Source organism: Arsukibacterium sp. UBA3155 (assembly GCA_002364615.1).
Classification (GTDB): domain Bacteria; phylum Pseudomonadota; class Gammaproteobacteria; order Enterobacterales; family Alteromonadaceae; genus Alishewanella.
On the sequence record DEYP01000013.1, the window covers coordinates 1 to 26,400 of the forward strand.

Genomic DNA, 26,400 nt, shown 5'->3' on the forward strand with positions numbered 1-26,400 from the left:
CAATAACACTGCACTTCCCTATTTAAAATAAGTAAGTGGCGTCCCCAAGGGGATTCGAACCCCTGTTACCGCCGTGAAAGGGCGGTGTCCTAGGCCTCTAGACGAAGGGGACGCACTGGAAATCTTGGTGGAGCTAAGCGGGATCGAACCGCTGACCTCTTGCATGCCATGCAAGCGCTCTCCCAGCTGAGCTATAGCCCCACACTTTAGTACCCAGCCATTTCGCCTTAACGTTATCGCTGAACACGGGGCGCATTCTAGGGTGACACCGTAAATGTGTCAACAGTTTTTTATGGCCAAAATAGTGTTCGGCCATTTTTTAAACTGTCAGGCGAAAATTAACACAACCAGGGTCCCAGCCTGCTGATTTTTGATAAGATTCCATCACTCCTTTCAAAAAAGCACACTGGATATGTATCAGGGTTGGCTCTGCTGTAATTTATACTAAATCAGCCGCAATTGTCGTTTTCAGGGTTTATTTTGTATACACTACAGCCAGTGTACATCTGCTTAGCAGCCATCAGCACTGACCCGTTGCGGTTGCGATGTTTGCTCAATCATTGATAAGGATATTATTGTGTACGAGTCTTACTACGGTTTAAAAGAGCGTCCTTTTCAGCTCACCCCAAACCCAAACTGGTTTTTCGCCAGTAAACTGCATAAACGCGCGCTGGCCTACCTGCAGTATGGCTTAACGCAGGGCGAAGGTTTTATCGTCATTACCGGTGATGTTGGCACCGGCAAAACGACTATCGCCAATCAGCTTCTTAATCAGCTTAATCAGGACGAAATTGTTGCCAAACAGATAGTGACATCCAAGCTGGATCCCGATGACCTGATCAGAATGATTGCGTCCAGTTTCAACCTGGCGGTTACTGAACATAACAAAGCCAGTTATCTGGATGCCATATATAGCTTTTTAAAGCGCCTGCATGCTCAGCATCGTCGTGCCCTGCTCATTGTGGATGAAGCACAAAACCTGCCTCTGGAGTCCATTGAGGAACTGAGAATGCTGTCAAATTTTCAGGTAAATGGTAAACCACTGCTGCAAAGTTTTTTACTTGGCCAAAACGAATTAAACCCGATTATTCAGGCACCTAATATGGAGCAGTTTCGCCAACGCATTATTGCTTCATCAAATTTAACGCCGTTACAAACTGACGAAACACGGGCCTACATCGAATTCAGGCTCAATCAAGCCGGCGCAAAGCCAGGTTTGATAGCAGATGACTGTTACCCTCATATTCAGCAATTCAGTCGGGGTATCCCCAGAAAAATTAATTTGCTGATGGACAGAGTCATGCTTTATGGTTATCTGGAAGAGCTAACCAGCATTAGTGAAAATGATCTGCAGGCGGTAATCACTGAACTGTCACAGGAAGTGGCTAACCAGAATGCGCCCAAGCCTGAAGCAGAAGCCAAAGCCTCTAATGCTGCGGTATTGTCAGAAGTTAGTGCGCTGCTAGATAGCTCACTAGAGCAAAAAGTAAGGCTGGCAAAAGAGCTTGACCAGCTGCTGAAAAAACAAAAACAGCTGCTAGATACTCCACATAAAGAAAACTAATAGCGACCCCATTGCCGCTAGTGGCTAAAAGCTATACTAAAAGCTATAAATGTAGCTTAACCATACCCGGTTTTCACTGGCGGTAAAACGGTCGATGCTGGAGTTTCGTTCTGTCCGGCGTAACGATAATGACATTTCCGACTGCTCTGTTAATGTCAGTTCGTACCCGGCGGAGAACAAAATATTGTCATCCTGACGGTCAGCAACCTGATAATCCAACTTATAAATCCGCAAAGCCGCGTTAATACTGCTTCGCTCATTAAGACGCCAACCCGTCTGTAAGCTGATACTGCGACTGGTCTGTTCATCGTTGCGTTCTACGTAGTCAATGTCGCTGACATTTAGCAGTAAATTCAAACTTAAGCGCCGTTTAGTATAACCAAGGGCAAAGCTGGTTGAGCGGCGAAGTACTAACTCCTGATCGAGTTCAACGCCCACGTCAGTAACCTGCTGATAAGACTCCCCAGGCTGTGGTGTATAATTGGCATTGGGCGGACGATAACAATCGGTAAATTCGGTCGTGCCTATCGGGCAGACAAAAATGCCTAAATCGGTTAGCTCCCGATCTAAAGAGGTCTGAGTTCTCACCGTGTCAGATACGTTTAGCCGCGCGGTTAACGCCCGGATATTATATTGCCCGGCTAAACTGGCGGTCCGGCCAAAATAACGCCGGTCGTACGAGCCCTCTAAAGAAGAACGACGACTGGGAGCCAGGTAAAACTCTGTAGCCCAGTAGGTGTTATCTTCATCTTCCTCATCAAAACGTTTGCTGGTCGATTTGTTAACAGACACATTAACCCAGGATACGCGTCCCAGCTTAAGTTCAATACCGCCACCGTAAGCGCTAAATTCGTTCCGATAAAAATTATTATTATCAGTGAACTCATAGCTACCACGACCAATCAACGATAACCGGGATGACAGCGGTACGCCAACTACGGCTTCTGCCGCCCGGTTTTCGTAATCACGGCGTTGCTCTCGTTGCGTTCTTCCCAAAGCGCCCTCTAAGCGCCAAAACGCGGTGCGCGAACGATCACGACTGGCCAGCAGCACACCGGCACGATAACTGTCATTGTCAAAAGCCGGCAAGCCATCATCAATATCGGGCTGGTCGTATTCACTGTGATTGTATTCCACTCGCAGTGCAGCGTTTAAATCACTATACGATGCGGTATTCAGATTAATAAAACTGCCATAGGTGGTGGCTTCACTCAGCTCACCGCCGGCGGTAATTTTATCGCTGAATACTCCACTTTGCGTATTACGTACCTGGTAACTATTGCGGGCATTAACTCCCCAGGTTAACCGCTCGCTAAACAGCGAGACAATATTACTAAAAGCAAATTCGTCATAACTTCTGTTGCGCCGCTGGTCGTCTTCATAAAACAACGACTCATGCTGCCAGCTGAAGCGGGTTTGCACTACTTTAGAATTAAATAAAAAATCGATAGAGGGCGACAAGGCAATGGCCACACCGTCACCTGCGCCATTGCTATCAAACTGCTCTATATCATACGCATAGGTGCTGGCCCGGATCTGCGGTGATATTTCGGTTTCTGCAGCCGTTGCCGTCAACGTTGCTACCGCAGCTATCAGCAACATACCTGCAGGTAATAAAAATCGCGCCTTAACTTGCGCCATAATAATAGCCATAACCATAACCTTTTCCCTGGTTGCGGTGTGCTTTGTTAATTAAAAACCCTACCGCCATTTCTTTAGGCAGTAAGGAAACCGACTGTTCTATTTCAGCCAGACGGGTCCGGTTTTCTTCCACCACGATCACGGCCTGACCACACATCGCTGCCATAACCGCTGTTTCATTCACTCCAAGCAATGGTGGTGCATCAAATATCACTATCCGATCAGGGTAACGGGTGGCAAATTCATCAACTAGTTGCGACATGCGCTCACTGGCCAGCAGCTCGGTCGACAAGTGATGTGGTGAACCTGCGGTAATAATCTTCAGTCGTTCAACATTCGTACTTAACAGAATATCGGGAACCGTGACACTGGTTGACTGTAAATAGTCGGTTAGCCCCAAATGGTGACTGATATGCAGTGTTTTACTGACGTTGGGCCGCAGCACATCCGCATCCACCAGTAATACGGTTTTATCCTGCTCCAGCGCAATGCTCAGCGCCAGGTTAATGGCAGAGAAGGTTTTGCCCTCCCCCGGCCTGGAGCTACTGACCAGGATCAGGTTAGGATGCTCCAGGGTTTTACTTAATGCACCAAACGCATTATTGATAAGCTTACGTTTAATGACCCGGTATTCTTCATTTATCAGCCGACGATCTTTAGACAACGACACAAAGTTCTTTTTCTCGAGCATCGCTAAATCGAGCTGTACAGTATACGCTGAACCGTCCTGTTTATCCGGATGCTGTAACGCTTCCGCTTGTGCAGATATTACGTCTTGCTCAGCAGCACGCTGTACTATTGTCTGCTGGCCGGTCTGCTGTTCGGTTTGCAGATCACTATTTTTAGCATGGTTCTCAGCATGCCCGGCGCTATCGCGATTCAGCTTGGTTACCGCTTTTTCAATAGTACTCATCGGATTACCCTTAACAACATCTCGGCTGAACGGCCGAACAGCATTTCATTGCTCAGTAAGGCCAGATAGCACAACACTAAAGCGCCGCTTAACGCAGTAAAATAAATAAAATGCAGTCTCACCTGTTTTAAAATAGCGCTTTTCTCGGTATGAGACACCACCCCAAATACCGGAATATCAGTAATACTCTGCAGTTGTGATGCACGTGACAATACCGGAGAAATCAGGCTGCGTAAAAAGGCCATGGTAATACCCCCAGCTACCCCAAACAACAGCACCGCGGTGTAAAACAAGCCGCGCGGCGGTCCCGAAGGCGTCAAAGGCACTCGTGGTGGTTCAATTATATTGAATTGCACATCTTGTTCTGTCGCCTCAGCTCGGCGCGACAATTCTGCCTGTTCGCGCTTACCCAGCAAGGCTTCATATTTTGATTTGGTAATTTGATAATCGCGGTTCAGGCCGGTAAATTCCGCTTCAATTTCCGGAATTAAATTCAACTTACTCTCCAGCTCATCAACTTTATCCGCGTACGCCTGCACTCTCACCCGGGTCGATGCCACTTCAGTCTCCAGTCGGGCGACGTTAATCCGTAGCTCCTGATAAACCGGATTCTGATTAAAGCTGCTGCCAGTATTGCCTTGCGGCGAGTTGGCAGCAATAAACTGCAGCTCTTCTTCACGTTGACTTTTTAAACGCTCAAGCAACCGTTTGGTTTCCTGTACATCAGGGTGATTTTCAGTGTAGCGGATAAGTAAGCCATCTAATTGCGCCGTTAAACCGCGGATCCTCTCATCATACTGGGTTGCTACCCCACCACCGGAACTTCCTGCAAAAGGCATTACACCGAACACCGGCTCCTCACCTGTTAACTGACTTCTGGCAGAAGCTAAGCGGGTTTCCTGCTCTTTAAGCTCTAATCTCGCCGCCTCAAGCTGACGCCTCTCCTGAGTAAGCTGACTATAGTAATCACTTTCATTGCCTTGCAGCATTGCCATCCGGTTCTTTTTAAAATCAGACAGGCGTAATTCCGCTTCCACTAAGCGGTTTTCATACTCGGTAATTTCACTGTTTAAAAAGCTTTCTGCCGCTTGCGAATCGGCCCGGCTGGAGCCTAGGCGGTTTTCCACAAAGGTGTTCAGGGTTTCCTGCACCACACTCAGCGCTCGCTGGGGCACAGGATTACTATAAGAAATAACGTAGATATTTTCTCTGCCGGAACCTGAGATTTTAATCTGACTTTGCAGCGAATCAATTAGCGCTTCAAACTGCTTCTCGTTTTTGGCCTGAATGTCGAGGTCCGTCGCTCTGGCAATCTTCTCCAGGTTTGGCCTGCTTAATAGCGTTCTGGCCATCAACTTTATTTCTTCATCTGTATTACTGCGAAGCGCCAGACCGCGCAGCAACGGCTCCAGAAAAGTGCGGGTTTCCACAAACAATCTGGCACTGGCCTCATAAGTTGGTGGCAGGCTGTACACATAAAACCAACCGACAGGACAAATCAGCCAGGCTGTTATCACGATATAGCGCCGACGCAGCCAAATTCCCTGCAAATAGGTATGAACCAGCTCTATCGCCTGTTGCAATTCTCTCATTTATCCTCCATGAACAACCACTCCATTACTGCCAGCGTACTAAGAACTAAAACCATGCTTCAGGAATAATAACGATATCGCCAGGCAGAATATCGACGTTAGCACTAATATTGCCATCGCGGATCAAATCGTCCAGCCTCAGGCTGTACGTTACCTGACCACCGCTGCTGGTCCGCACTAATTTAGCCCCGTTACCATCAGCAAACTCTGTCAGGCCGCCTACTGCTATCATCAGGTCCAGCACCGTCATATATTCCCGGTAACTGACTGCCTGCGGATTGGTAGCTTCACCAATCACCCTTACCTGCTCACTGTATGGACCGATAAAGTTGGTTACTGAAACTGTCACCACAGGATCACGGATATACTTACCCAGTATTTCTTCCATATCCCGCGCGACCTGTGTGGGTGTTTTACCGCTGACAGGCACATCTTCAACCAGTGATGTGGAAATTTTGCCATCCGGCCTGACAATAAAGCTGCCCGACAACTCGGGGTTGCGCCAGACAAAAATGGTCAGACTATCGTTAGGGCCCACCAGATACTGATAATTTGACACCGAAGTTGTCAACGATTCTTGGACGGTGGCTCGCGGGAGTTGCCGGCTATAGGAACAGGCAGTGAGCGTACTTAGTGAAACCAGCACCATTACCAGTGCCGCTAAGAGTCGGTTCGCAATCATAAAAACGCATCCTTTTGTTTGCTGCGAGATTAATATAACGCAAAACTTTACTCTTGTGAGGCCTTTTTTCAAAATTTAATTTATCTGTTATCCTAGAATTTGCACGGTAATTAGGCTAAATTAACAACCTATAGTGTAAAGGTTGAAAGCGCTGCACAAGCAACAAACGCACAAGGAAGTCGTTATGGGCACGTATAGCCGACATGGAAAAAGTACATTTGCCGAAAAGCTCTTCTTAGTTGGTGAGCTCATTCTGCTTTGTATTTCAAGTTTAATCGCCAGCCATATTTATAATCAATTCAATCCTCAAACCCTGCTGGAAATTCGGGTTGTTAACGCCATTATCTTTTCTGCCGCAGTGATGCTGTGCGCACTTTCCGTTGGCCTCTATGATCAAAAGCTACGTGAAAGTCATGGCGGTATTCTCAAGCGTGTTTTAATTACATTGGTGCTTAGTGGCTTGTTGTTGGAAGGTATTGTTTTTCTGTTATTACCGTCTTTACATATCGGCTCACTCTATTTGGCTATCTCATCTTTACTGGCAATGCTTAGTTTATCCAGTTTCCGGGCTTTATTTCACTACCATGACATTACCAGGATAAGCCGCAGAAGGGTTTTAATTCTGGGTGCGGGAGAGCGAGCTTCAATTATTGAGCGAAGAATGCGCCGCGACGTAGACAGACGCTATATCGAAATTGTTGGTTTCGCAAAAATAGAGGGTGACATTACAGCAACGATCCCGGCTGAAAAAATAATCAGTCTTGACTACGAGAATGACCTTTTTAAATTTGTGGTCGACAACAAAATCGATGAACTGGTTATAGCGTGTGACGAACGCCGCAACATGCTACCGGTTGAACATTTATTTAAATGTAAAAGTAGTGGTATTGAAGTTGTCGAAATTCTTGATTTTATTGAGCGAGAAACCGGGCAGATAGCAGTTAATTTAATTTATCCCAGTTGGGTAATTTATGGTAGCGGTTTTAGTTTAGCACGCAGATTTAAAACAAGTCTGGATTATAAGCTCAACCTTATTCTGGCTGTATGCATGTTATTGATAACCTGGCCTATAATGCTTATCACTGCCCTTCTCATTTATTTAGAAGATGGCAAAAAAAATGGCGGGCCAATATTTTATCGGCAGGTTCGGGTCGGAGTTGACGGTAAGCTTTTTAATATACTCAAATTTCGAAGTATGGGTGTCAACGCAGAGGAAAATGGTGCGCAGTACGCGTCAGAAAATGACCGGCGAGTCACGCGTGTAGGCTACTATATTCGTAAATATCGCATAGACGAATTACCTCAATTACTTAATATCGTCAAAGGCGAAATGGGATTTGTTGGCCCAAGACCAGAGCGTCCCGAATTCGTCTGTACCTTAGAAAAGAACATCCCCTACTATAGTCAGCGTCATAATGTCAGGCCAGGACTGACCGGATGGGCTCAACTAAAATACCCTTACGGGGCTACCGACGAAGATTCAATGGAAAAATTAAAATTCGATCTTTACTACATTAAACATCGCAGTTTGTTGCTTGATTTAACCATTCTGGTAAGAACGGTAGAAATTGTCTTATTCGGTAAGGGGCGCTAACGGGAATGAACAAACGTAGTTCCGTGTTCAGTGCGCTGACAGTGGATGTTGAAGATTATTTTCATGTAGCGGCTTTTGAACGCACTATTGCCCCGGCAGATTGGGACAACATGCCCGCTCGGGTACAAAATAATACCCGACAGTTGCTCGATCTGTTTGATACCCATCAGGCAAAAGCCACTTTTTTTATGCTGGGTTGGGTGGCCGAACGCTTTCCGGAACTGGTTAAAGACATTCATCAGCGCGGCCATGAAGTCGCCAGTCACGGTTATAACCATAGTAAGGCAACCAGCCAGAGTCCGGCAGAATTTTTCCAGGACGTCAGCCGGGCAAAACATCTTCTGGAAGACATCACCGGCAGTGTGGTAACAGGTTACCGGGCGCCAAGTTTCTCTATCGGTAAACAAAATGAATGGGCGTTCGCCTCGTTGCAACAAGCCGGCTATCAATACAGCTCCAGTACCTATCCTGTTATTCACGATTTGTACGGCACCCCGGACTGGCCACAACAACCCTATTTGCGTAAAGAAGGCATTTGGGAGTGTCCTATGCCCGTATTGTCGATGCTGGGACGACAATTACCTATCGCCGGTGGTGGTTATTTTCGGTTGCTGCCTTACTGGTTAACCCGGCGCCTTATTTCACGCTATCTGAAACAAAAAAACATACCTTACATGTTTTACTGCCACCCCTGGGAAATTGATCCGCAGCAACCGCGTATCGCTGGTGCGCCACTAAAATCGCGGTTTCGGCACTATGTTAATTTAAACAGAATGGAAACCAAAATAGGGTGTTTGCTGCAGGATTTTAACTGGCGCTCAGTTAACGAAGTGTACCAACCTTATTTTAAACGCTAAGGATTAGCATGTATCAGGTATCAGGCTTAGCACTGGCCGATAAGCGCAGTGCGGATTGGGATAAGTTTGTCAAAAGTAGTACTGATGGTAGTTTTTTTCATCTTGCTGGCTGGCAACAGGTACTGGCAGATCTCGGCCATCAGGGTTTTTATCTGTATGCCACATTAGATCAGCAAATCGTTGGCGTGTTGCCGCTTGCCAGAGTAAAAAGTCGCTTATTCGGTGATGCTTTAGTATCTACTCCTTTTTGTGTTTATGGCGGCGCCTTAGGCGAAGAAGACGTTAAACGCCATCTTGAACAGAGTGCAATCACTCTGGCTAACGAGCTCGGCGTCGATCATCTGGAATTGCGCTATCGCAAACCACAAAACAATCAATTAATTACCCGGGTGCAGCATGCGACCTTTCAGTGTACCCTGGCACAAACCGATGCTGACATTCTGGCAGGGATCAAAAAGAAACAACGGGCCGTTATCCGGCAATCGCTGAACCAGCAGCTAAACGTGACTCTCGATCAGGATTTACCGTGTTTTTATCAGACCTATTCTGAGAGTGTCAGAAATCTCGGTACGCCGGTTTTCAGTAAAACGTTTTTTCAGTCACTGCTAAATGTATTTGGTGATGATGCTGAGATCCTGACGGTACGCAAAGACGGTAAGGCAGTATCCAGTGTGCTCAGCTTTTATTACCAGCAACAGGTTCTGCCCTACTATGGCGGTGGCGTCAACGCAGCCCGCGACCTGAAAAGTAACGATTTTATGTATTATCAGCTTATGTGTCATGCCCGGAATGACCGTAACTGCGACAGTTACGATTTTGGCCGTAGCAAACTGGACTCAGGTGCCTACAACTACAAAAAGCACTGGGGAATGGCAGCCGAAGAACTGCATTATCAATATCAGTTGATCAATGCCGCCGAGCTGCCAAATTTAAGTCCCAATAATCCGAAGTATCAGTTATTTATAAAATTGTGGCAAAAGCTACCGCTGAACGTCAGCCAGTGGCTCGGACCAAAAATTTCAAGGTATCTGGGGTAGTAATTATGCTGAAGTCTCATGGAACTGAGCAAGCGAAACCAAAGTATTTCTATGCGGTTGGCCTGGCGCTGCTGCTTATAGTTTGGCTACTTTGTTTTGCCGACACGCTATGGTCGATGGTAACCATCTGGCTGCGCTCTGACACCTACGCCCATGGCATCCTAATTTTTCCAATCAGCTTGTTTTTAATCTGGCGAAAACGCCAGCATATCGCGGCTACCGCTTTGCAACCTGCTTATTTAGCCTTACCGGTACTCCTTTTGCTGGTTATTATCTGGTTTTTTGCCAACGCCGTTGCAGTTAATGTCGTCACCCAGCTGGCTGTCGTACTGATGTTACCGGTGTTACTCTGGTTATGTTGTGGCTGGCAGCAATTAAAACTATTACGCTTTCCGCTGTTTTATCTGTTATTCGCCGTACCAATGGGTGAAAACCTGGTGCCCTGGCTACAGGACATTACCGCTGACATTACCGTATTTGCGTTACAACTTAGCCAAATACCGGTGTATCGCGATGGCTTGTATTTAAGCACCCCAACCGGCTTGTTTCTGGTAGCAGAGGCCTGCTCCGGCATTCGTTACCTGATAGCCTCAGTCGCACTGGGTACCTTATACGCCTACCTGACTTATACCAGCCGGGTTAAACAGGCCATTTTTTGTATTGCTGCGGTTATTGTGCCGATTCTGGCCAATGGCATCCGTGCCTACGGTATCGTGCTTATTGCCTCGTTGACTGATATGAAGCATGCCGTCGGTGTTGATCATTTAATCTATGGCTGGCTGTTTTTCGGACTTGTCATTTTTATTATGTTCTTTATCGGCGGTTTTTTTGCCGACAAACAAGCTGTAGTCAGTGCTTCCGGCACCGCTAACATAAAGCCGCTTCCTAAGTTAGTATTGCTAAGTGGTGCCCTGGTATTGTTGTTGCCGTTGCTAACCAGCCTGTTGTTACCGCCGTTAGCCCAACAGCCGCAATACCAGGTACAGCCACTGCAGCAAAATCTGACGCCGGTTGCGGGTTCGGTCATGCTACCAAAGTTTACCGACAGTTCCGCCGAGTTAGCGGGTAGCTGGCAGCAACAACAGCATAAAATCTGGTTTTACGCGGCGTTTTACCAACATACTGACGATAAAAAACTGGTTAGCTGGCATAACCAGCCTTATCAGGCAGCACACTGGACTGCTGCCGGTGCCGAACGGCGTCAGTTGCATGTGGCTAATCAGCAGTTAACCTTGCAGGAAATGGATTTAAGAGCAGCTAATGGCCAGAAAAGGCTACTGTGGTACTGGTATGGCAGTGGCAACTTTTTCTCTGCCGATCCCTACCTTATTACCGCGATGCAGGCGCTTGGCAAAGTATTACACATTAGCCAGCATGGTAGCTTTTTTGCAATAAGTGTTAGCTACACTGATAATCCTGAACAGGCCCGCACCGCACTTAATCAAGCACTTCAGCAGCGCATGGAACTGATTATTGCCGCCAACGCGACCGGCCCCGATCATGTCGATTTGGCTAAGCAGGTTTCACAGCCATGACCGTGCATGTGTGTCATATCCTCTGGAGTTTTCGTACCGGCGGCCTGGAAAATGGTGTGGTTAATTTAATTAACCAGCTAAAGCCTGACGAGTTTCGACACAGCATCATCTGCTTAACCGATTATGATCCTGCTTATTTTCAGCGAATAACCCGGCAGAATGTCCAGATATATTGCCTGAATAAGCGCCCGGGCCACGATATCAGCTCATTTTGGCGTTGCTTCAAGTTAATTCGTCAGCTTAAACCCGATGTTTGCCATAGTCGGAATTTAGCGGCAATGGAATACCAGTTGCCTGCGACGCTGGCCAGAGTGCCACAGCGAATCCATGGCGAACATGGTTGGGACTTAACAGATCTCGCTGGGCAGAATAAAAAATATGTCATGTTAAAACGGCTGTTTAAAGCCATTATTCAGCGCTATATTTCGCTGTCGCGCGAAGGCCTGAACTACCTGCAACAGCGCATTGGGGTTGCAGCTGAGCGCATAACGCTTATCTGTAACGGTGTCGACACTGAGCGCTTTCAACCGGCAACACGGGCTACTTCCACACTACCTGCAATCCTGGCTGAGTCAGACCGGCTTATTTTTGGCAGCGTCGGCAGGATTGCTGCGGTTAAAAATCAACAACTACTGGTCGCCGCTTATATTGCGTTATGCCAGCAGCACGCCACTTTTAAGGCCAATACCGCGCTGGTGATTATCGGCGATGGCCCGACCCAAACTGAATTGCAACAGCAACTGGCCACGGCTGGCCTTGCTGACCAAAGCTGGTTACCTGGCGATCGCAGCGATATTGCCACACTTTTGCCCGGTCTCTCGGTATTTGTGTTGCCCTCGCTGGCAGAAGGCATATCCAATACCATACTGGAAGCAATGGCCTGTGGTCTGCCCGTTATTGCCAGCAACGTCGGTGGCAACCCTGAACTGGTGAGCACTGAGCGAAAAGATGCTGAGCAGCCAGGCACAGAGCCAACAGGCTGGTTATTTAACAGCAATAACCAATCACAACTGCAGCAGCTAATGCTGCAATGTCAGCAAGCGCCTGCCAGGCTGAAAATACTCGGTGACAATGCAAGAGCTTGCGCAGAGCAGAAATTTAGTCTTGATACCATGGTCAGCGCCTATCGGCGCCTGTATCTTGATAATAATAAACAACAGGAAGGTTAAACAGATGTGCGGTATTGCCGGAATTTTACAGCTAAATAACACAGATCAGGTTAACCAGAACGTATTAAAAGTAATGAATACTGTGCAGTCCCATCGTGGGCCGGACGATGATGGTTATCATTTTGAGGCGGGTATTGGCCTGGCACATCGTCGTCTATCCATAATTGACATTGCTGGCAGCCACCAACCGCTATTTAATGAAACCGGTGACGTTGCCGTGGTATTCAACGGTGAAATCTATAACTTCGCTGAGTTAACCGTGGAATTAAAAGCCCGCGGCCATATTTTTTCTACCCATGGTGATACTGAAACTATCGTCCACGCCTGGGAAGAATGGGGCGTAGCCTGTGTTCAGCATTTTCGTGGCATGTTTGCTTTTGCTATCTGGGATCGGAATAAACAGCAGCTGTTTATGGCACGGGACCGGATGGGCATTAAACCGTTCTTCTACAGTCTTTTGCCCAGCGGCGAATTTTTGTTTGGCTCAGAATTAAAAGTTCTGACCGCCCATCCTGACTTTGACAAAAGCTTGTACTATCAGGGCATTGAAGACTACTTTACCTTTGGCTACATTCCAGAGCCGCATACAATTTATGCCAATGCTTACAAACTAAATCCGGGACATTATCTGTTACTGGATAAAACCCAAGCCACCACGCTTCAGCAAACTCAGTACTGGGATATCGACTTCAGTCAGGCAGTGCTAACCGAGCAGCAGGTGAAGTCAGAGTTATTGGATCGTTTAAAGGAAGCAGTAGATATCCGGATGATTGCCGAAGTGCCACTGGGTGCGTTTTTGTCCGGCGGCGTCGACTCCAGTGCCATCGTCGCGCTGATGGCCCAGTTACAGCAAGATAACCCGGTTAACACCTGCTCCATCGGCTTTGATGATCAGCAGTTTGACGAAAGTGATTACGCCAGTCAGGTCGCCAGACAGTATCAGACCAATCATCGCAGTGGCATGGTCGATCGCAATGACTTCTCCTTAATAGATAAACTGGCTGCACTGTACGATGAGCCTTACGCCGACAGCTCTGCTATGCCAACTTACCGGGTATGTCAGTTGGCCAGAAAACATGTAACCGTAGCCCTTTCCGGTGATGGCGGGGATGAACTGTTTGGTGGTTACCGGCGCTACCGTTATCAGCTGCATGAAGAAAAAATGCGCGGCATTATGCCGCAAGCTATCCGCCAGCCGCTATTTGGCACCCTGGGTAATGTCTATCCAAAACTGGACTGGGCGCCACGGTTTGTGCGGGCAAAAACCACCTTTCAATCACTGGCTATGAATGCCGTTTCCGGTTACTGCAATACCATGTCAATTATGCGTGCAGACGCCAGAGCAGCGTTGTTTTCGCCTAAGCTTAAGCAAAAACTGGGCGGCTATCAGTCGGTAGAAGTATTTAAACGTCACGCGGCTAATGCCAACACAGATGATCCATTAAAATTAGTACAGTATCTGGATATGAAAACCTATCTGGTCGGCGATATCCTGACCAAGGTAGACCGGGCCAGTATGGCGCATTCATTGGAAGTCAGGGTGCCGTTGCTCGATCATAAATACGTGGAATGGGCCAGTCGCCTGCCGAGCGCCATGAATATTCGCGGCAATGAGGGCAAAGCAGCGTTTAAGCAAGCGCTGGAGCCGCACTTACCGCACGACATTCTGTATCGTAAAAAAATGGGCTTCGCAGTACCACTGGCGGGTTGGTTTCGCGGCCCGTTAAAGCAAACCCTGCAACAAGCGTTAAATTCTGAAGCGCTGGCCGATTCAGGCTTATTTAATCAGCAACATATTCAGCAACTGTATCAACAGCATATCAGCGGTAAACGCGACCATAGCTCGGCATTATGGACCCTGCTGATGTTTTCTCAGTTCTATCGTCAGCAATTGGGGGGCTAGTTATGTGTGGAATTCATGGAGTTGTCGCCCTGAAACGACCGCAACAGTTTCCATCACAGTGGCTTGACTTAATGGGTGATATTACCGCCCATCGCGGCCCGGACGACAGCGGTAAATACCTTGCTGAAAATGTCGCACTGGGTATGCGGCGTTTATCTGTTATTGATCTAACCGGTGGCCAGCAGCCTATCAGCAATGAAGATGGCAGCCTGGTGCTGGTATGTAACGGTGAAATTTATAATTACCGTGAGCTACGCGCCCAACTGGCCGATAGCTACCACTTTAAAACCCAGTCTGATGTCGAAGTCATTCTGGCGTTGTATCAGCAATATGGCGTTGAATGCCTGCAACATCTGAACGGCATGTTTGCTTTTGCGTTGTGGGATAACAATCGTCAGCAACTACTGCTGGCGCGGGACCGGCTTGGCATCAAACCGTTGTACTTGTGTCAGCACAATGGTTATCTGGCGTTTTCTACTGAAAGCAAAGCCATTCTGGCGTTGCCAGGCATAGAAGCAGAGGTGTGTCCGCAGGCCCTCGAGCAATATTTGCAGCTGGGTTATGTACCGGCGCCCTACTCGATGTTCAAGGGAATTCAAAAGCTGGAAGTCGCCAGTTATCTGTTAATTACTGATAAAGGCATGCAAAAGCAGCAGTACTGGCAACCTGACTTTGATCAGAGCGAGCAACTGAGCGAGCAAAGCTGGACCCGGAAAATCCGTAGCCAGCTCGAAAGCTCTGTTGCCATGCAAATGGTCAGTGATGTGCCAATAGGTGCCTTTTTATCAGGTGGCGTCGACTCCAGCGCCATCGTGGCATTGATGTCCAAACACAGCAAAGAGCACAGCAAAGGCCCGGTGCAAACCTACGCCATCGGGTTTGACACCGGTGATGCCGGCAATTTTTATAACGAACTGCCCTATGCCCGGGCGGTTGCCGAGCAATTTGGCACCAAACACCGGGAAATTCTGGTCAAACCGGATGTGGTTAGCCTGTTGCCTAAATTATTGTGGCACATGGACGAACCCATCGCCGACAGTGCCTTTATTACGACGTATCTGGTCTCTGAATTCGCCCATAAAGATGTCACTGTTATTTTATCCGGTGTGGGCGGTGACGAGTTATTTGGCGGCTATCGCCGTTATCTGGGTGAACACTATCTACAAAAATACCGGCGTCTGCCTGCCTGGTTGCGCCAGAAACTGCTGGTACCGCTCGCGGGCAAACTGCCAAGCGATCGCCACTCGAAGCTGCTCAATACTCTGCGTCTGACCAAAGCCTTTATTCAGTCGGCAGAGCTGGACGATGCAGAACGTTATCAGCGCTATATGCAGGTATTCAGCCAGCAGCAAACCGAGCAGTTGCTTAACACCAGCGCACCGGCCAACGCGATAAAGCAGCACTATCAGCTTAGTAAAGCCAGTCAGGGTTTGTGGCGGATGTTTGATACCGACCGTCAAAGCCAGTTGCCTGATGATTTATTGCTACTGACCGACAAAATGACCATGGCAACCTCACTGGAATGCCGGGTGCCATTTCTAGATCATCAGATGGTCGAGCTGGCGGTAAAAATCCCACAAAGTTTGACCATGAAAAACGGTCGCTTAAAGCACCTGCTTAAAGAGTCACTGAACGACATTTTACCCGCCAGTATTCTGGACCGGCCCAAACGTGGCTTTGGCGCGCCATTAGGAGCCTGGCTGAAGCAAGAACTGGCTGGCATGTTGCGGCTATTTGTAAACCGTGAAACCATTGAGAAACGCGGCTTATTAAACTGGTCCATCATTGAACAAACCCTTAGTCAGCATTTCAGCCAGCAGGAAGATCATACCGATCATTTACTGGCACTTATGAATCTGGAGATCTGGTGTCGGTTATATTTAGATAAACAAAGCGCCGAACACATTTCAGAGACAATCAGGACGTCATTATGAAAATTTTATATGTTTGTCATCGTTTTCCTTTTCCACCAAAGCGTGGTGGCAAAATCCGGCCGTTTAATATGATCCGCCACTTTACCGAACAAGGTCATCAGGTTTATGTGGCCTCACTAGCCAGAAACGAGGCAGAGGCTGAAGAAGGTGAAGGTATTGAAGCGCATTGCCATCATTATTATGCCGCTGTCGTGAAAGAGCCGGTGCAGTTTGCCCGGATGATCCTGCGTCTGCCACTGCTTACCCCCTCTTCTATGGGCTATTTTTACAGTCAGGATTTACAGCAGCATATTCAGAAACTGCTGAAAGAACATAAATTTGACCTGATTTTTGTCCATTGCTCATCGGTTGCCCAATACGTCAGTCACGTCGAAGACACCCCTAAACTGCTGGATTTCGGTGATATGGACTCGCAAAAATGGTTAACCTACCGCTCGTTTAAACCCTTCCCGTTAAGCTTAGGTTACTTGCTGGAAGGTCAGAAAATGCTGCGGGCAGAAAAGCGCCTCGCCCGCCGTTTCGATTTATGCAGCTGTACCACTAAAGCGGAACTGGCCACTTTACAAAGCTACAACACCCGGGTGCCAACTGCGTGGTTTCCAAACGGGGTAGATACCGACTACTTTAACCCCGGCACAGCCCCTTATGAACATCACAGTATTTCATTTATTGGCCGGATGGACTATTACCCTAATCAGCATGCCATGCTGAAGTTTTGCCAGCACACCCTGCCACTTATCCGGGAGCAAATTCCAGATGTTAAGCTGTATATTGTAGGTGCAGAGCCCAGTGCCGAAATCAGAGCGCTGGCCAACTTACCTGGTGTAGTCGTTACCGGCTCGGTACCTGACGTCAGGCCCTATATTATAAATACCGCTGCCATGGTCGCTCCATTGAATATTGCCAGAGGTACGCAAAATAAAATTCTGGAGGCGATGGCGATGGGTGTACCGGTCGTCAGCAGCAGTGAGGCTGCTGGCGGCATTGATGCGGTGGCTAATCAACATTTTTTGGTGGCAGACACCCCGGCCGAGTATGCCAAAGCACTGGTAAAATTAATTCGTAATCCATCTTACCGGCTGCAACTTGCTGAGGCTGGCAGACAACGGATGCTAACGCATCATCAATGGCATTTATCAATGCAACAATTAGACAGTATCGTGCAACAATGTATAAACTTGCATCAGGAAAAGCAGCTGACACAGAGGGAAGTGCAAATATGAACATCAGTATTTTTGGATTAGGTTATGTCGGTGCGGTCTCTCTGGCTTGTCTGGCACGTGATGGTAACCAGGTTATTGGTGTCGACATCGACCCGGTAAAACTGGAGTTAATTAAAAGCGGTCAGTCACCGGTTATTGAAGAAGGTATGCCAGAACTGATGGCAGCCATGGCCAAAAGCGGCCGGGTCAGCGTGTCACAGGACGTGCAACATGCCATCAATAACAGTGAAATATCATTTATTTGTGTGGGCACACCATCGCAGGAAAACGGTAGCCAGGATCAAACTGCGGTGCTGCGACTGGCAGAGCAGCTGGGAAAAGCGCTGGCGGGTAAAACGGAACGTCATACCGTTGTTTTTCGTTCTACCTTATTGCCTGGCACGGTTGAAGGCAGTTTGAAAAGCCTGCTGGAGCAGCATTCCGGCAAGCAAGACGGTGTTGATTTTGATATCTGTTTCCAACCCGAGTTTTTACGTGAAGGCAGTTCGATTAAAGATTACGACAACCCTCCATTTACTATTGTCGGAGCAAACAACGAAGCGGCCCATCAGCAAATGCAGCGCTTATTTGGCCATTTGCCTGGTCAGTATCACCGTACCGATGTCAAAACTGCCGAGACGGTTAAATATTTCTGTAATATTTTTCACGCATTAAAAATAACCTTTGCCAATGAAGTGGCCAGGCTCTGTGAAGGCTTGACCGTAGATCCGTTTAAAGTGATGGACTTAGTCTGTGCCGATAAACAACTCAATATCTCCCCCGCCTATCTGAAACCGGGCTTCGCTTTCGGCGGTTCTTGTTTACCAAAAGATTTACGGGCAATGCAATATGTGGCAAAACAAGCAGACATTGAAATTCCAATGCTCTCTCATGTGTTATCGTCTAACCAGATCCATTTACAGCAAGCCTGCAAAAAAATTCTGGCACTGGGCAGCCGTGATATCGGCATGATAGGTCTGAGCTTTAAATCAGGTACTGATGATTTACGGGAAAGCCCATTGGTTGACCTGGCAGAATTCCTGATTGGTAAGGGTATGCTGTTAAGTATCTTTGATCCGGAAGTCAACTTATCGCGACTGCTGGGTGCTAACAAGCGTTATATTGAAGAATCAATACCGCATATTGGCCAGTTAATGACCAGCGATATTGATCATCTGCTCGCCAACAATAAGGTTATTGTGCTGGGGTTAAATGATAAACATATTGTTGAAAAGGTACTTGCAGGCCTGACAGCAGAACATACCCTGATAGATCTGGTGCACCTGAAACAGGTATCTGATATTCGCAGCCGTTACATCGGGTTATGCTGGTGAGTAAACTCGTCAGCTGGCGCAGCTGCCTTATCGTCCTGGCAATGATGATATTGCCGGTTGGACTGTTAGTGGCAAATTTCCATAGCGGTACGGAGTTAGTACGTCTAAGAAATGCGATGGTGTTTAATGTTATCAGCATAGAGCAAAGCCAATGGCCGGGCGATCGCTTTCCGGCCTCTTTTCGCCAGGAAGACGCCCCGCTGCCAGACGCTATTGCCGACGTCATTATTAAGTCACAGCACAACGACGATGCGCTGAAAACCATGTTACAGCAGGCAGCCGTATTAAAACTGGATCAGCGTCGGCGCGGCGGTGCCATTCAGGCCGATGTCAGCACCACACTGGCTCAAATTCAGCAACAACGTGGTTATTGCGCCGATTACACTGAAATTATCAATGTGTTCGGCCATGCGCTGGATATCCCGACACGGGAATGGGCACTGGCCTTTGATGGTTTTGGCGGCCATGGCCACGCCATTAACGAAATATGGGATCAACAGGCTAAGCGCTGGATTATGCTGGACGTGTTTAACGGCTTTTACCCGCTAAACCAGCAGCAACAGCCAATGTCGGTGCTGGAGTTTAAGCAGCAGCTGATAGCTGATCGCAGCCAGATCATCCTGAAAAGACTGTCCGACCAGACTTTTGGCTTTAAAGACGATGCCCAGGCCCTGGATTATTACTACAATGGCCGGCATCAGTTTTATTTGTGGTGGGCCAACGCCAATATTAGTTATGATGAGCATCTGCTAATTAAACTTGCGGCAAAAGTGTCTCCGCATCTGGAGCAAATGACCGCCATCATCAGTGGCCAGTTCCCGCCATTAATGGCGATAGCTGAGCCTGAAAACCTGCATATGATTAACACTATGCAACGACTTAAACTGATGCTTTGGGTGTTATTCTTTTACGAGTTACTGCTGTCATTACTGCTGCTGGTCATGCTAATCACCCTAATTTTTCGAAAACGAGCACGGACCTAATATGCAGCAACAAGGACAGTTACAGGTTTTGCATGTATTTGACCATTCGGTGCCGCTGCACAGTGGCTATGCTTTTCGCAGCCTGGCCATTTTGCAGCAGCAACAACGGTTAAATATTACCACCCGCCAGCTTACCAGCAGTAAGCACTATTTAACCGGGCCAGCGCAGGAGCAGGTGGAAGGGTTAACCTTCCAGCGCACCAAACCGGGCTGGCTGGCTAAACTGCCGGTAATAAACCAGCTTGATGTCATACGTCAGTTGGAAAAGCAATTAACCAAAATGGTTAGGCAGCAAAAACCCGACATTATTCATGCGCACTCTCCATCTCTGAATGCACTGGCTGCCGCCAAAGTGGCGCGGCGCTTTGCTATTCCGCTGGTGTATGAAATGCGGGCGTCGTGGGAAGATGCCGCCGTAAGTCATGGCAGCTGTAAAGAAGGTGACTTGCGTTACCGGATTGGCCAGTATCTGGAAAAAAAAGCCCTTAACAGCGCCGATTATGTCGTCACCATTTGTCAGGGTTTAGCCAATCAGATTGAACAATGGGGCGTTGCCAGAGACCGGATCACCGTAGTAGCCAATGCCGTTGATATCAGTGCTTTTAACCCGGTAACCGAAAAAGATCAGGGGCTTGAGCAAAGCCTGAATTTGCAGGGTAAAACCGTACTGGGTTTTCTCGGCTCTTTCTATCGCTACGAGGGACTGCATATTCTGCTGGATGCCTTTGCCCAATTGCAGCCACAGCATCCTGATCTCAGGTTATTGCTGGTTGGGGGCGGCTTGCAGGAAGCGGCTCTGAAAGCTCAGGCAAACAATCTGAATATTGGCGACGCGGTTATTTTTACCGGACGGGTGGCTCATAGTACCATCAGTCGTTATTACAGCCTGGCCGATATGTTTATTTACCCGCGTCAGGCCATCCGCTTAACAGAAATGGTTACGCCATTAAAGCCACTGGAAGCCATGGCCCAGCAAGGGTTAGTGGTGGCCTCTGATATCGGTGGCCATCGCGAGCTGGTGCGGCACAATGACACCGGTATTTTATTCGAGCCAGACAACCCAGAGCAGTTAGCAAAGGTGTTAGCAGAATTACTGGCTAACCGGGATGACTGGCCCCGCATCAAACAAAATGGCCGCAACTTTGTGGCACAGGAACGCACCTGGCAGCATACCGTCGCTGCTATTTTACCGGTTTATCAGCAGGTGTTACGTGAGAGCAAGTAGTGCTACGAAGCGGTCCAGGGCACCACTAACCCTGGCGCTGGTCGGGCCCATCCCGCCACCAGCGGGCGGCATGGCAATGCAAACTGCTCAACTACTGCGACTACTGACCGAGACAGACCAGATAAACGTCAAGCTGGTGGCCGTGAATCCGCCCTACCGGCCCCAATGGGTTGCTAACATTCCGGTATTACGGGCGCTGTGCAGGTTACTTCCCTACTTCTGGCAATTACATAAAGTGTTTAAACATAGTGATGTGGTGCATCTGATGGCTAACTCAGGCTGGGCCTGGCACTTGTTTGCCGCACCGGCTATCTGGCTGGCGGCCTGGCATAAAGTACCGGTTATTGTGAACTACCGCGGCGGCCTGGCAGCAGAGTTTTTAAGTAAACAACAGCGCTGGTTATTACCATCGCTTCGCAAAGCCAGCGTTATCGTGACTCCCAGTGCTTTTTTGCAACAGGTGTTTGCCCACTATCAGCTAAACTGCCAAATCATTCCCAATATTGTGGATACCCGCATTTTCAAAGGCGAACTTAAACCCAGCTTAACTGCGGCGCCGCATCTGGTGGTCACCCGTAACCTGGAAGCCATATACGATATTGCCACAGCGATTCGTGCTTTTGCCATTATTAACAAGCAACTGCCTTCATCCCGGCTTAGCATTGCCGGCAGCGGCCCTGAACTGGCCGCACTTCAGCAACTGGTAATTAAACTGCAACTCAGTAACAAAGTATCCTTTCCAGGCAAGCTGGATCGGCAGCAAATGGCAGCGCTTTATGCCGAAGCCGATATTATGCTTAACCCGAGTACGGCCGATAACATGCCAAATTCTATACTTGAAGCAATGGCAGCCAGTGTGTTGGTGGTCTCTACTGATGTGGGTGGTATACCCTTTATGGTAGATGATGGCAAAGATACCATACTGGTACCGGTGGCAATGCCCGAGCAAATGGCCAGTGCAGTGCTGTCCCTGATCGCCGAGCCGGACCTGGCGGCCACTTTGGTTGCCAATGCCAGATTAAAAGTAAACCAATATCAGCCTGCGCAAGTGCTGCCAGACTGGTTGCGTTTATACCAACAATGTGAGCAAGCTAATGCGTGATTATCTTATTCTGTTGGTCATTATTGCCTGTATTCCGTTTATTTTGCGCCGCCCATTTTTCGGTGTGCTGGTCTGGTGCTGGATCAGTTATATGGTGCCGCACCGCCTCGGCTGGGGCTTTATTCAAACGCTGCCAGTGGCGTCAGTAATTGGTTTAGTTTTTTTAGTCAGTTATTTATTTAGTAAAGAGCCGAAAAAGATCCCGCTAAGCAGCCCCATCGTGTTTTTGCTGCTATTTAATCTCTGGATGGTAATTACCTTTATTATGAGCGTGAAAGACCCTTATGTGATTTCACAGTTTGAAAAAATCATGAAAATTCAATTTATGACACTAATTGTTTTGGCCATGCTTACCACCCGACAACGGATTGAACAAGCACTGTGGGTAGTCGCATTAAGCGTTGGCTTTTACGGTATTAAAGGCGGTATTTACACCATTCAGACAGCAGGTGGAGGACGGGTCTGGGGACCAACCGGCGGCTTTTTCTTTGGTAATAACGAGCTGGCGCTTACTCTCTTTATAATTTTGCCAATACTATTTTACCTGCGTCATCTGATCCCCGCCGACAAACGCTGGCTTCGTTTGGGCTTATTAGCAGCCATGGGCTTAATTGTATTAGCGGCGCTCGGCACCCAAAGCCGGGGTGGTCTGGTAGCCTGTATCGCGGTGGGGTTTTTCCTGTGGTTAAAAGGCCCGAATAAGCTGGCAATAGCACTGGTTATTTTGTTGGCGACCCCCGTTCTGTATCAGTTTATGCCACAAAGTTGGCATGATCGAATGGCCACCATTATCGAACCAGATCGGGAAAGTTACGACGGTTCAGTTAAAGGCCGCTTTAACGCCTGGGAAATGGCCTTTAATATGGCCAAAGACCGGCCCTTCGGTGGTGGTTTAAACGGTTTTAAAGCTGAAAATTTTTATTTGTATGCACCAGAGCCAAATCGTAAGCATGACTCACATAGTATCTATTTTCAGGTCATGGGCCATCATGGTTTTATTGGCTTTTTTCTATGGCTGGCAATTTATCTCAGCACCTGGCGTAACGCGAAACAAACCATCAAGCTAACCCATAAACGTGACGACTTAAAATGGGCTGCATTTATAGCAAAAATGCTGCAGTGCAGTTTAATCGCCTATGCTGCTGGCGGCGCCTTTCTGGGGCTGGCTTACTTTGACTTGCCTTTTCATCTGGTTATCACCGTGGTCGCGCTGCAAGTTGTGGTCAGAAAACAACTTGCTGAAGAGAAAGCGCAGCTCAAAACCACAGAGCGGCATGTGCAGGATACATATAGCCCTCACCTGAGGCGCCAGAATGACTAATTTATACACCCAATTGGTGAGCAAAGTGCTGTTCCGACTGCACGAACGGCTAAAAGGCCATTCCACTTATAAGATGCTGGCAAGGCTGGAACAAAGCCAATGGTTAAGTTCGCAGCAAATAGCACAGATACAGCAACAGCGCTTGCAGCAGTTTATCGCCGATATCAGTAACCGCTCGCCCTATTATCAGCAACTTTTTAAGGCTGAAGGCCTGAGCGCCAGCGATATCAATACCATTGCCGATTTAAGCAAGCTGCCCTTTTTAACCAAACAACTTATTACCGACAATCAGCAGGCGCTGTGCAGCGAACCACAACACACATTGCAGCGTTACAATACCGGTGGTTCCAGTGGTATACCGCTTATTTTCTATATGGGTAAAGCCCGGGTCAGCCACGACGTGGCGGCCAAGCTCAGGGCTACCCGCTGGTGGGATGTCGATATTGGTGACCCAGAAGTGGTGCTGTGGGGCTCGCCAATTGAACTTGGCAAACAGGATAAAATTAAAAAAGTACGTGATACGCTGTTTCGCTCCTATCTATTACCGGCATTCGAATTTACCCCGGCGCATATCGAGGCCTACCTTAAGCAATTACAGCAGTTAAAACCGAAAATGCTGTTTGGTTATCCGTCGGTTATTCACCAGTTAGCGCTGGCAGCAGAAGCGCGGCAGCTGTCGCTGGCTGAGCTTGGCGTTAAAGTAGTATTTGTTACCTCGGAAATGCTGTTTGAACATCAGCGTGCGGTTATTGAACGGGTATTTAATTGTCCGGTTGCTAATGGCTATGGCGCCCGCGATGCCGGCTTTATAGCTCATCAATGCCCGGCCGGCAGTTTGCATATCAGTGCTGAAGATATTATCGTGGAAATAATTGATAACAATGGCAAAGTATTGCCAACTGGCGAAAGCGGTGAAATTGTTATAACCCATCTACAAACCCAGGCATTTCCGTTTGTCCGTTATCGCACCGGCGATATGGGGCAATTGTCAGACACACCCTGCAGCTGCGGCAGGGGCCTGCCAATACTGGCTCATGTCAGCGGCCGCACCACCGACTTTATACTGACGACCGCCGGCGATAAACTGCATGCTTTATCACTGATTTATGTGCTGCGGGATTTAAAAGAAATCAGGCAATTTAAGATTATTCAGCATAGCCTTACGGAGGTTGAAGTACAGCTGGTATGTGTTGCACCATTGAGTGAGTCTTTAGCGACACACATTGTCAGTCAGTTTCAACAGCGCCTTGGAACAGATTGCAATGTTACACTGAAACAGCGGGACGTCATTGCCAGCCTGCCAAATGGGAAACATCGATATGTTGAATCTAAACTGGCGTAGTAAAATAGCCGTACTGGTTGCCCTTTCACTGTTCTGCAGTCTGCCACTGTCTGCAAGCTCGCTAACCGCAGAGCAAATTGTGGCTATTGATTGGCACGAGGGCAATGACAACCTGGAAGGTGCCAGCCGCAGCTACAGTTATGCCGCTGCTTATATCAGTTGGCCAGATGAGCATATGGGTGCCTGGATAGACCAAAACAGCGTTTTTTTAGGTAACAAGGCTTTTGCTGAGCAGCGGATTAGCCGGGCACAAACAAATAAGCAGGTAAGCTGGCAGATAACAGCGCTGGTAAAACAAATAAGCAGCACCACCCAACCGAATATTGACTTGTTATTACATGGCAAGGACAGTAAAGGCACCACCGTTTTTCATAGCAAAGAATCGGATATTAGCCAGGCGCCTACCCTGATAATTACCACAAATTCGGGCGCTATTATCAAAACCACTACCCTTATGGACAGCTATCTGGATGAAAGCACATTTCGCTCGCTTGGCCATAGTAAAAATTTAAAAGCCGGTGAGCGGAATCTCAGTTTGCTACGTTTTCCTGTGCCCAAACTGCCTGCCGGTGAGCGTATCGGCAGCGCTGAATTGCAACTTACCGTCAAAAAACAATTTGGCTCCAGCAATATTGGCGTATTCTGGCTGGCCAGGCCTGCAACAAAGGCCGACGTTTTACCGGAGTTCACTAAAAACCAAATTATTTTCAACGAGGACTTTTCTGAGCGCAATTGGGCCGCTAACTGGAGCAGTCTGGACCGACGCAGCCTCAGCGACCGAGTTCCTGCACCGACACGTCCAGATAACTATGCCCTGAAAGTTGAATTTAACCCGGCGCAGAATCTGGCGCTCAATTTAGTTTTACTTCTTAAATCAGTACAAAGTGAAGAGCCCGAAGCGTTATATTTTCAGTACGATTTATATCTGACAGATAACTGGCTGGCAACCAAAGGCGGCGGCAAGTTCCCGGGTTTAGCCGGCACCTATAATAAAGCAGGCTGGGGCGGCCGCTCTGCTGATGGCAGCAATGGCTGGTCGGCCCGCGGTCAGTTTGCTGATACCATTAATAGCGACGATAAATTTGATAACAGCACGCCATTAGGTTTTTATGCCTATTATCCCGACAATGGCCAGAATCATGGTGCCACCCTGTTTTGGGATAGTAGCGACAACCTGATAAAGCCAGGGCAATGGTACCGGATTACTCAGTACGTTAAATTGAACACTCCAACTAAAGCGGATGGTGTATTAAAAGCCTGGATCGACCAGCAGCAGGTATTTGAACAAACTAATATCCGATTTCGTGATACTGCTGAACTTAAAATTGAACGGCTTTGGTTAAACTTCTATCATGGCGGCACGGCTAAGCCTGTGCAGCCAATGACGTTGTATATTGACAACGTTATGCTGGCAACGGAATAGCCAGCAGCGCATTACAGTTTTTTTGTACGGGGTGCATGCATAACTGG

The 26,400-nt window shown here is 48.0% G+C and carries 20 protein-coding genes and 2 tRNA genes; 16 read left to right on the forward strand and 6 right to left on the reverse strand.

The annotated features are described in order from the left end of the window. Positions 1–36: 36 nt before the first annotated feature. Both B2X65_RS04035 and B2X65_RS04040 read right to left on the reverse strand, forming a co-directional pair. Positions 37–112 (reverse strand) — tRNA-Glu (locus tag B2X65_RS04035). 13 nt (positions 113–125) lie between these two features. Then, positions 126–201: transfer RNA gene (locus tag B2X65_RS04040), tRNA-Ala, on the reverse strand. Between the two features lie 376 nt (positions 202–577). Here B2X65_RS04040 and B2X65_RS04045 point away from each other — a divergent pair. After that, on the forward strand, positions 578–1,564 hold the full coding sequence (locus B2X65_RS04045) for an XrtA/PEP-CTERM system-associated ATPase (protein WP_290610831.1): 987 nt from the start codon (positions 578–580) through the stop codon (positions 1,562–1,564). Between the two features lie 36 nt (positions 1,565–1,600). Here B2X65_RS04045 and B2X65_RS04050 read toward each other — a convergent pair whose 3' ends face one another. The 4 genes from B2X65_RS04050 to B2X65_RS04065 are packed head-to-tail and all read right to left on the reverse strand — an operon-like array spanning position 1,601 to position 6,392. Then, positions 1,601–3,217, reverse strand: coding sequence for a hypothetical protein (locus B2X65_RS04050; protein ID WP_290610832.1), 1,617 nt, complete (start codon positions 3,215–3,217; stop codon positions 1,601–1,603). Beyond that, the gene (locus B2X65_RS04055; RefSeq protein ID WP_290610833.1) at positions 3,192–4,118 is read right to left on the reverse strand and encodes an XrtA-associated tyrosine autokinase; all 927 of its coding nucleotides are present in this window, start codon (positions 4,116–4,118) and stop codon (positions 3,192–3,194) included. Before B2X65_RS04055 ends, B2X65_RS04050 begins: the two co-directional genes overlap by 26 nt. After that, complete coding sequence (locus B2X65_RS04060; protein WP_290610834.1) at positions 4,115–5,710, reverse strand: XrtA system polysaccharide chain length determinant; 1,596 nt, start codon at positions 5,708–5,710, stop codon at positions 4,115–4,117. Before B2X65_RS04060 ends, B2X65_RS04055 begins: the two co-directional genes overlap by 4 nt. A 46-nt stretch (positions 5,711–5,756) precedes the next feature. After that, the gene (locus B2X65_RS04065; protein WP_290610836.1) at positions 5,757–6,392 is read right to left on the reverse strand and encodes an XrtA/PEP-CTERM system exopolysaccharide export protein; all 636 of its coding nucleotides are present in this window, start codon (positions 6,390–6,392) and stop codon (positions 5,757–5,759) included. A 184-nt stretch (positions 6,393–6,576) separates the two neighbouring features. Here B2X65_RS04065 and B2X65_RS04070 point away from each other — a divergent pair, with 184 nt between their 5' ends. Genes B2X65_RS04070 through B2X65_RS04140 form a run of 15 tightly spaced genes read left to right on the forward strand, consistent with a single transcriptional unit; the run spans position 6,577 to position 26,353 of the window. Continuing rightward, positions 6,577–7,986: a TIGR03013 family XrtA/PEP-CTERM system glycosyltransferase gene (locus B2X65_RS04070; RefSeq protein ID WP_290610837.1), complete on the forward strand. Its 1,410-nt coding sequence runs from the start codon at positions 6,577–6,579 to the stop codon at positions 7,984–7,986. A gap of 5 nt (positions 7,987–7,991) precedes the next feature. After that, positions 7,992–8,843 carry an XrtA system polysaccharide deacetylase gene (locus B2X65_RS04075; RefSeq protein ID WP_290610838.1) on the forward strand — a complete coding sequence of 284 codons (852 nt, stop codon included), beginning with the start codon at positions 7,992–7,994 and terminating at the stop codon, positions 8,841–8,843. A gap of 8 nt (positions 8,844–8,851) precedes the next feature. Further along, positions 8,852–9,880 carry a FemAB family XrtA/PEP-CTERM system-associated protein gene (locus tag B2X65_RS04080; RefSeq protein WP_290610839.1) on the forward strand — a complete coding sequence of 343 codons (1,029 nt, stop codon included), beginning with the start codon at positions 8,852–8,854 and terminating at the stop codon, positions 9,878–9,880. Between the two features lie 5 nt (positions 9,881–9,885). Beyond that, the gene (gene xrtA, locus B2X65_RS04085; RefSeq protein ID WP_290610840.1) at positions 9,886–11,415 is read left to right on the forward strand and encodes an exosortase A; all 1,530 of its coding nucleotides are present in this window, start codon (positions 9,886–9,888) and stop codon (positions 11,413–11,415) included. Beyond that, on the forward strand, positions 11,412–12,584 hold the full coding sequence (locus B2X65_RS04090) for a TIGR03088 family PEP-CTERM/XrtA system glycosyltransferase (protein ID WP_290610842.1): 1,173 nt from the start codon (positions 11,412–11,414) through the stop codon (positions 12,582–12,584). Before xrtA ends, B2X65_RS04090 begins: the two co-directional genes overlap by 4 nt. 4 nt (positions 12,585–12,588) lie before the next feature. Then, positions 12,589–14,487 carry an XrtA/PEP-CTERM system amidotransferase gene (locus tag B2X65_RS04095; RefSeq protein WP_290610843.1) on the forward strand — a complete coding sequence of 633 codons (1,899 nt, stop codon included), beginning with the start codon at positions 12,589–12,591 and terminating at the stop codon, positions 14,485–14,487. A gap of 2 nt (positions 14,488–14,489) precedes the next feature. Further along, a complete protein-coding gene (asnB, locus tag B2X65_RS04100) occupies positions 14,490–16,421 on the forward strand; it encodes an asparagine synthase (glutamine-hydrolyzing) (protein ID WP_290610844.1) in 1,932 nt (643 codons plus the stop codon). Then, positions 16,418–17,644, forward strand: coding sequence for a TIGR03087 family PEP-CTERM/XrtA system glycosyltransferase (locus tag B2X65_RS04105; RefSeq protein ID WP_290610845.1), 1,227 nt, complete (start codon positions 16,418–16,420; stop codon positions 17,642–17,644). Before asnB ends, B2X65_RS04105 begins: the two co-directional genes overlap by 4 nt. Next, the gene (locus tag B2X65_RS04110; protein WP_290610847.1) at positions 17,641–18,957 is read left to right on the forward strand and encodes a nucleotide sugar dehydrogenase; all 1,317 of its coding nucleotides are present in this window, start codon (positions 17,641–17,643) and stop codon (positions 18,955–18,957) included. Before B2X65_RS04105 ends, B2X65_RS04110 begins: the two co-directional genes overlap by 4 nt. Next, complete coding sequence (locus B2X65_RS04115) at positions 18,954–19,940, forward strand: hypothetical protein (protein WP_290610848.1); 987 nt, start codon at positions 18,954–18,956, stop codon at positions 19,938–19,940. Before B2X65_RS04110 ends, B2X65_RS04115 begins: the two co-directional genes overlap by 4 nt. A 1-nt stretch (position 19,941) precedes the next feature. Further along, positions 19,942–21,165, forward strand: coding sequence for a TIGR04063 family PEP-CTERM/XrtA system glycosyltransferase (locus B2X65_RS04120; RefSeq protein WP_290610849.1), 1,224 nt, complete (start codon positions 19,942–19,944; stop codon positions 21,163–21,165). Beyond that, positions 21,152–22,267 (forward strand): glycosyltransferase family 4 protein, encoded by a 1,116-nt coding sequence (locus B2X65_RS04125; protein ID WP_290610850.1) that lies wholly within the window; start codon positions 21,152–21,154, stop codon positions 22,265–22,267. The genes B2X65_RS04120 and B2X65_RS04125 overlap by 14 nt, the downstream gene beginning before the upstream one ends. After that, positions 22,260–23,588: a putative O-glycosylation ligase, exosortase A system-associated gene (locus B2X65_RS04130; protein WP_290610851.1), complete on the forward strand. Its 1,329-nt coding sequence runs from the start codon at positions 22,260–22,262 to the stop codon at positions 23,586–23,588. Before B2X65_RS04125 ends, B2X65_RS04130 begins: the two co-directional genes overlap by 8 nt. After that, complete coding sequence (locus B2X65_RS04135; protein WP_290610852.1) at positions 23,581–24,930, forward strand: phenylacetate--CoA ligase family protein; 1,350 nt, start codon at positions 23,581–23,583, stop codon at positions 24,928–24,930. Before B2X65_RS04130 ends, B2X65_RS04135 begins: the two co-directional genes overlap by 8 nt. Beyond that, on the forward strand, positions 24,908–26,353 hold the full coding sequence (locus tag B2X65_RS04140; RefSeq protein WP_290610853.1) for a polysaccharide lyase: 1,446 nt from the start codon (positions 24,908–24,910) through the stop codon (positions 26,351–26,353). The genes B2X65_RS04135 and B2X65_RS04140 overlap by 23 nt, the downstream gene beginning before the upstream one ends. Positions 26,354–26,400 lie beyond the last annotated feature (47 nt).

What these genes read in the sequence shown, in the direction of transcription:
- B2X65_RS04135 (WP_290610852.1), top strand. Translation starts at nt 23,581, where the DNA reads ATGACTAATTTATACACCCAATTGGTGAGCAAAGTGCTGTTCCGACTG.
- B2X65_RS04140 (WP_290610853.1), top strand. Translation starts at nt 24,908, where the DNA reads ATGTTGAATCTAAACTGGCGTAGTAAAATAGCCGTACTGGTTGCCCTT.
- B2X65_RS04070 (WP_290610837.1), top strand. Translation starts at nt 6,577, where the DNA reads ATGGGCACGTATAGCCGACATGGAAAAAGTACATTTGCCGAAAAGCTC.
- B2X65_RS04055 (WP_290610833.1), bottom strand. Translation starts at nt 4,118, where the DNA reads ATGAGTACTATTGAAAAAGCGGTAACCAAGCTGAATCGCGATAGCGCC.
- B2X65_RS04120 (WP_290610849.1), top strand. Translation starts at nt 19,942, where the DNA reads ATGCAGCAACAAGGACAGTTACAGGTTTTGCATGTATTTGACCATTCG.
- B2X65_RS04105 (WP_290610845.1), top strand. Translation starts at nt 16,418, where the DNA reads ATGAAAATTTTATATGTTTGTCATCGTTTTCCTTTTCCACCAAAGCGT.
- B2X65_RS04095 (WP_290610843.1), top strand. Translation starts at nt 12,589, where the DNA reads ATGTGCGGTATTGCCGGAATTTTACAGCTAAATAACACAGATCAGGTT.
- B2X65_RS04050 (WP_290610832.1), bottom strand. Translation starts at nt 3,217, where the DNA reads ATGGCTATTATTATGGCGCAAGTTAAGGCGCGATTTTTATTACCTGCA.
- B2X65_RS04060 (WP_290610834.1), bottom strand. Translation starts at nt 5,710, where the DNA reads ATGAGAGAATTGCAACAGGCGATAGAGCTGGTTCATACCTATTTGCAG.
- asnB (WP_290610844.1), top strand. Translation starts at nt 14,490, where the DNA reads ATGTGTGGAATTCATGGAGTTGTCGCCCTGAAACGACCGCAACAGTTT.
- B2X65_RS04080 (WP_290610839.1), top strand. Translation starts at nt 8,852, where the DNA reads ATGTATCAGGTATCAGGCTTAGCACTGGCCGATAAGCGCAGTGCGGAT.
- B2X65_RS04075 (WP_290610838.1), top strand. Translation starts at nt 7,992, where the DNA reads ATGAACAAACGTAGTTCCGTGTTCAGTGCGCTGACAGTGGATGTTGAA.
- B2X65_RS04110 (WP_290610847.1), top strand. Translation starts at nt 17,641, where the DNA reads ATGAACATCAGTATTTTTGGATTAGGTTATGTCGGTGCGGTCTCTCTG.
- xrtA (WP_290610840.1), top strand. Translation starts at nt 9,886, where the DNA reads ATGCTGAAGTCTCATGGAACTGAGCAAGCGAAACCAAAGTATTTCTAT.
- B2X65_RS04065 (WP_290610836.1), bottom strand. Translation starts at nt 6,392, where the DNA reads ATGATTGCGAACCGACTCTTAGCGGCACTGGTAATGGTGCTGGTTTCA.
- B2X65_RS04130 (WP_290610851.1), top strand. Translation starts at nt 22,260, where the DNA reads ATGCGTGATTATCTTATTCTGTTGGTCATTATTGCCTGTATTCCGTTT.
- B2X65_RS04090 (WP_290610842.1), top strand. Translation starts at nt 11,412, where the DNA reads ATGACCGTGCATGTGTGTCATATCCTCTGGAGTTTTCGTACCGGCGGC.